Raw genomic sequence first — 5,647 nt, 5'->3', positions numbered from 1 at the left:
ATTTAATTTTATTATTTCTCTGTGGAATACGCCGCACATGACAAAAAATATCCATAAGCATCGCATCCTTATTCTTGATTTCGGCTCGCAATACACCCAACTGGTGGCGCGACGCGTTCGTGAAATCGGTGTCTATTGTGAACTATGGGCGTGGGACGTAACCGAAGCTCAGATCCGCGAATTTAATCCAAGCGGCATCATTCTTTCTGGCGGTCCTGAAAGCACGACTGAGCACGACAGCCCACGCGCACCTGATTACGTGTTCACTGCGGGTGTCCCGGTATTAGGTGTGTGCTACGGTATGCAGACTATGGCGATGCAACTGGGGGGGAAAGTTGAAGGTTCAAATCAGCGCGAGTTCGGCTATGCGCAGGTGGAAATCAAAACTGACAGCGCACTGATCCGCGATATCAAAGATGCTATCAATCCAGCCAACGAAGCAATATTGGATGTATGGATGAGCCATGGTGACAAAGTCACTGCCATCCCAGCTGATTTTGTGACGGTTGCCAGCACCGATACCTGCCCGTTTGCCATTATGGCCAACGAAGAGAAGCGTTTTTATGGCGTGCAGTTCCATCCAGAAGTCACACATACCAAACAAGGCCAACGCCTGTTAGAGCGCTTTGTGTTGGATATCTGCGGCTGTGAAGCCTTATGGACCCCGGCCACCATTATCGAAGACGCCATTGTTCGTCTGCGTGAGCAAATTGGTGAAGACCATGTGATTCTTGGCCTGTCCGGTGGTGTTGACTCATCTGTGACGGCAATGCTGCTGCATCGTGCTATTGGTGACCGCCTGACTTGTGTGTTTGTCGATAACGGGCTGCTACGGTTGAACGAAGCCGACCAAGTGCTGGAAATGTTCGGTGATAAATTCGGCCTGAATATTGTTCATGTTGCCGCCGAAAATCGTTTCCTTGCAGCGCTGGCTGGTGTCGATGAACCTGAAGCGAAGCGTAAAATCATTGGTCGCGTGTTTGTCGAACTGTTTGATGAAGAAGCGTGTAAGCAAGATCAAGTGAAGTGGTTGGCACAAGGCACCATCTACCCTGATGTGATTGAATCAGCCGCGTCTGCTACTGGTAAAGCACACGTAATTAAATCTCACCACAATGTGGGCGGTTTGCCGAAAGAGATGAAATTGGGGCTGGTTGAGCCGCTGAAAGAGCTGTTTAAAGATGAAGTACGCAAAATTGGCCTGGAATTAGGTCTGCCGTACGACATGCTATACCGCCATCCATTCCCAGGTCCAGGTTTGGGTGTACGTGTTCTGGGCGAAGTAAAAAAAGAGTATTGTGACTTGCTGCGCCGCGCTGATGCCATCTTTATCGAAGAGCTGCATAAAGCTGATCTGTACAATAAAGTGAGCCAAGCCTTTACTGTATTCCTGCCAGTGCGTTCTGTTGGTGTGATGGGCGATGGGCGTAAATACGATTGGGTGGTTTCACTGCGCGCAGTAGAAACCATCGATTTTATGACCGCACATTGGGCGCATCTGCCATACGACTTCCTGGGCCGCGTTTCAAACCGCATTATCAATGAAGTGAATGGTATTTCCCGTGTAGTTTACGATATCAGTGGCAAGCCACCCGCTACCATTGAGTGGGAGTGAGCCCGCGTCCGGCATAGACCGGCAGCAAGTGGCATAAAAACCCCGGAAGCCCGCGTAATTGCGGGCTTTTGCGTTTTCGACCCCGCACTATCTGGCAAGTTTTCGCATCGCCAAGCACCCCGTTTTTATGGCATGGTAGATGGTACGCCTAGCGGTATCTGAACGACGCACAGCGGGACAGGATCAATTTCAGAGGGCTAGAGCATTTCCGGTGAACACGGATTCACCGGAAATGTTCTTGTCTTCTGTTTTTGCGACATTATCCGATCAGCGCTTGCCGATGACTTCAAAAATTTTTGTATTCAGGCGATTGCTCCGAAGCCAATCGCCATAAATCGGATGTTTATCCAAATCTGAGGCCAAACAGCCCGCCATCTTCTGTAGCATCGGTCAAGCGTTTGGGTAGTACATATTCGTTGAGATCGAAGCCATCTATTGTTTCCTTAAAGGCGTCGTCTTCGTTCATTGTCACGATGTATTGGAAGTTAAGCTCTTGGGCGATCTCTGAGCCAAGACGCAAGGCGCTGATAACTTGGCGCCCGTCAACGCCGTCAAATAGATGGCTGTCATGAATCAGGAATCCTGGTCCTACTTGCCGCTTGGCGCATAAGCGCATAAGCATCATATCAAAGCAGAAAATCTGTATGTTCTTGATGCCCTTGCTGCGCTGTCCCTGCATCGGAAACTTGAAGATAGGTCCGTTGGAGGTTTCATCGACCGTCATGCTGCCGGCCGACTCATAGAGGCGTTGCGAGATTTCCTCGAAGGCAACGATGGCTTCCGCCAGTCGATCCTTCTGCTCGGCGAAATCACGCCGCAGGCGGATCGTGAGGCGATTGCGTTCAATCTCTAACTCGTTCTTGGTGCCTTCGAGTTGCTCGGCAGCCTCAAAGCGTTGCCGCAGCGATTCCACTTCGGACTCCAGACGCCCTAATTCTCCCTGCAGCTTGAGGAACTGTTCGAGCGCACCATGACTCTTGAGAATGCCAAGGATTTCGCCGCGCCGTTGGTCGAGCTGTGCTTTCTTACTGTCACGCAACTCGATGCGTTGCTTGGCAGCTTCAAGCTCGCTGGACAGATAGTCCTTGCGATTGCGCACCACCGATTCGTGAAAGCTCTTAACGTCTTCATAGCGACGTTTAACCAAACCGGGAAGCACGATACCTACCTCTTGATAGACAGCTTGAAGGTCCTCATGGTCCGGCGGAACCTCGGAGGCGAGGGCGCTTTCCAGATCACGAATAGCCGAGAAATCGATAGTGTTGGCGTTGGCCAAGTCGTTGAGCTGGCGGGTAAGCCTTGCGCTTTCGACTTCCAGTTGCCGGTACTCCGGCAAAACATGAAAAGTCTCAACTTCTGCGTGAAGCTTCTTGAGGCGAGCTTCTTGGATGGTGAGCTCTGTGCGCAAGTCAGCGGCTTTGCCGATGATAGAACCAAACACACCGTTGCTAGCCGCCTTCTTCAGTTCTTCGAGGGTCTTTTCTCGATCGCGTACAGCTTGCCAATCTCGGGCAATCTGCCAATCCAGTCCAAGTAGGAACATCAGCGCCATCTGCATGTCGCCAGTTCCCTGCATCGTAGCCTGCTTTTCTGGCGTCATAAAGGCACCGCTCGCCTGTCGGCGTACAAAGTAGGCAAACAGCGAACGAAACGAAGGTGGCTTGCTGCCCGCAGCTTCAAGGCTGCTGAGGCCAAACATTTGTTCGCCGAGGAACTCGCACCACTCGGTGGCCGAGAACTTGACCTTAGGGGAGGGCGGCACCGTTACAAAGATTTTAGCTTTGGAGCCACCACTGCGCTCGACGACTGTTCGTTCCAACTTCAGATCGAAGTCCATGCTGAAGGTGTGTTCGGCCAGCTCGGCGGTGCGGAAAATCGACTCTGGTCCGGCATCGGCACCGAGCAGAAAATGCACCAACTCAACGAAACTGGTTTTGCCGGCACGATTTCGCGTTTGCTTGGTGGTTGCCCCATTTGTTTTTTGGGCGAGCAGCACATTCAGACCGGGCTTCAGATCGCCAAGATCCTTGAAGCTAGGTAGCGTGCAAAAAATGTGATGAATCACGCTGTCCTCCGGGCCACAAGGCCACTTTCAAGTTCGATAGTCCCAAGTGCGTATAACAGATCAAGGGAGAGCAAAAACCAGTCGTATGTGATTCGCCGAGGCGTTGCGGTCAAGCCTGTGTCGTGTCTGTTCAGTTCCTCCCAAAGTGCGGAGACAGTCTTGGGGCGTGCTAGAAATGTCAATACACGTGCACCGACAGTGAGAAGCGCACGATCCTGCGGCAGATGTTTGGATGGCAGAATCATGCAGTACCTACCGCTTGAGCGTCTTCAAAAATTTCGCACTTGTCGAACAGATATGCCATTACGGCTAACACCGCCGCCTTGTGCGAGGGCGTGGTATTCGTCGTGCCCCCGGCCCACGATTCTAGGCGGCCGAATATTTCATCGGGATGGAGCTGAGGAACTCCATCCCGCAGTCCCACGTATTCGCTCTTGAACGCCTGCGCGATCTGCTCACCGTAGGTAGGGTTTTTCCAGCTATTGAAGAACTGCGCAACGAGCGGTGACTTCTGCATACCAATTTTCAAAAAGTCTGCCACAGCTTGAGACAAAAGGTTTGCTTCGATCTTTCCGCGCGTAACGTCCTTGACCTCGCTTGCCGTGGGCACGGGCGTGATGCTGATGTGAGTGAGCACAGCAGCCAGATCGCTGAAGCCCAGATTGACATTTGCTTCCATGGTTAACGAAGGGCCGAACCAAGACTCGAGATCCTGAAGGCTTAGCTGACGGAACTTCGCCAGCATTTCCTCGTAGCCACAGTGCCCGATCTTGATCTGTGGGTTGTCTTGCGCAAGTTTGGCCAAGGCCTCAATGATGTGTGGACCCAGACGCCCATCCGGTGCGTTGTGCACGAACGTCCACTCATCGAAATAATCTTCCCAATGCTCTTTGGCCCCCTCGAAGTCTTCGTTGATCTTCTTTATGGCCTCGGCAGCGGTTAATTCATTGGGGGCGTAACTCTGAAAAAGGATTCGCGCGGAAGGCAGATATCCGTCGTTCTTGCGATCCCCGACATTGCCCCAAGGCCGGCAAGCCATGAAGTTATTGGGATGTGCTTTTGACATCAGCTTCTCGAACAAACGTTGAAATCCGTCCCCCTTAGATTCTAAGAAGGCAATGCGGAAGTCCTTTTCGTAGTTGAGTTGTTGTATGCGATCCATGCCTTTATACCTTAGCCCTGGTTTTTTTGAGTTTTACAGGCAGAGGCTCATTGCTTCCTGATACTGGGCTGAGCCTGCACACGATTGATATCGAAGGGAAGCGCCTTGTCGGCTGCAATGCGTGTGAGCAGCATTCGAATCGCATCTGAAACGGATAAGCCCATTCCTGCCAACACGTTCGTGGCTTCCTCTTTTACATGTCCGTCAATCCGTGCGCGAACAACATCGTTACTGCTTGCCATAGCATACCCCTAGCGTTTTGTAGCTACATTGTGCTCCAAATGGGCTTCGATGTCATTTGATTTTTGTAGTATTCCTCCAGCATTTCGGCGTGGAGTTCGCTGCTCCACTCGTCTCATGCTGCGTCGCTCCAGTCGAGCTTCCACATCTGACTTATTCAGTTCTCGCAGCCCTACATCATGCCAGTGCGTCCTCGTGATTAGGGGGCGTTGCATGATGGGATCGGCTATTTTGACTCTCTGAAGGCTTGGGCTGAGCCAGTTTTTGCACATAAAGAAGTAAGGCTCAGCTTCGTTGGTCTGGCATGGTATTTCGCATGGTATTATCCTTTTGAAATTATTTAAGGTGCTGATAAAAAAACAGTTTCATTGTTTATTGCATGATTGAGTGGGAATAAATACTATCACTCGTCGATAAGATAGTGCTCTGACATTAATTAAGCCTCCGAACTTTCGGGGGCTTTTTATTTTGGCTGCGATGAAATAAAAATTTATATTTTACCTTCACGGATAAATAAAAAATGAACGATGCTTTTGTGAGTATCGCTTTTAAGTAAGGTTACTGT

5 protein-coding genes are annotated in these 5,647 nt (G+C 50.9%); 1 reads left to right on the top strand and 4 read right to left on the bottom strand.

Going from position 1 to position 5,647, the window contains the following annotated elements:
- Positions 1–37 precede the first annotated feature (37 nt).
- Positions 38–1,615 (top strand): glutamine-hydrolyzing GMP synthase, encoded by a 1,578-nt coding sequence (guaA, locus tag V1952_RS19700; RefSeq protein ID WP_083163218.1) that lies wholly within the window; start codon positions 38–40, stop codon positions 1,613–1,615.
- 343 nt (positions 1,616–1,958) lie between these two features.
- On the opposite strand, the gene V1952_RS19695 is transcribed toward guaA, so the two are convergent.
- From V1952_RS19695 to V1952_RS19680, 4 genes are read right to left on the bottom strand one after another with little or no spacing between them, the layout of a single operon-like run.
- The gene (locus tag V1952_RS19695; RefSeq protein ID WP_420075375.1) at positions 1,959–3,680 is read right to left on the bottom strand and encodes an ABC-three component system protein; all 1,722 of its coding nucleotides are present in this window, start codon (positions 3,678–3,680) and stop codon (positions 1,959–1,961) included.
- Positions 3,677–3,925 carry an ABC-three component system middle component 6 gene (locus V1952_RS19690; protein ID WP_420075374.1) on the bottom strand — a complete coding sequence of 83 codons (249 nt, stop codon included), beginning with the start codon at positions 3,923–3,925 and terminating at the stop codon, positions 3,677–3,679. The genes V1952_RS19695 and V1952_RS19690 overlap by 4 nt, the downstream gene beginning before the upstream one ends.
- Positions 3,922–4,842 carry an ABC-three component system protein gene (locus V1952_RS19685; RefSeq protein ID WP_420075373.1) on the bottom strand — a complete coding sequence of 307 codons (921 nt, stop codon included), beginning with the start codon at positions 4,840–4,842 and terminating at the stop codon, positions 3,922–3,924. The genes V1952_RS19690 and V1952_RS19685 overlap by 4 nt, the downstream gene beginning before the upstream one ends.
- Positions 4,843–4,889: 47 nt before the next feature.
- A complete protein-coding gene (locus V1952_RS19680; protein WP_097085939.1) occupies positions 4,890–5,084 on the bottom strand; it encodes a type II toxin-antitoxin system RelB/DinJ family antitoxin in 195 nt (64 codons plus the stop codon).
- Between the last annotated feature and the right edge of the window lie 563 nt (positions 5,085–5,647).

The sequence above is a fragment of the Yersinia sp. 2542 StPb PI genome (assembly GCF_048593855.1).
In the GTDB taxonomy this organism is placed as follows: Bacteria; Pseudomonadota; Gammaproteobacteria; order Enterobacterales; family Enterobacteriaceae; genus Yersinia; species Yersinia enterocolitica_E.
This window is presented reverse-complemented; position numbering and strand designations above follow the sequence as displayed.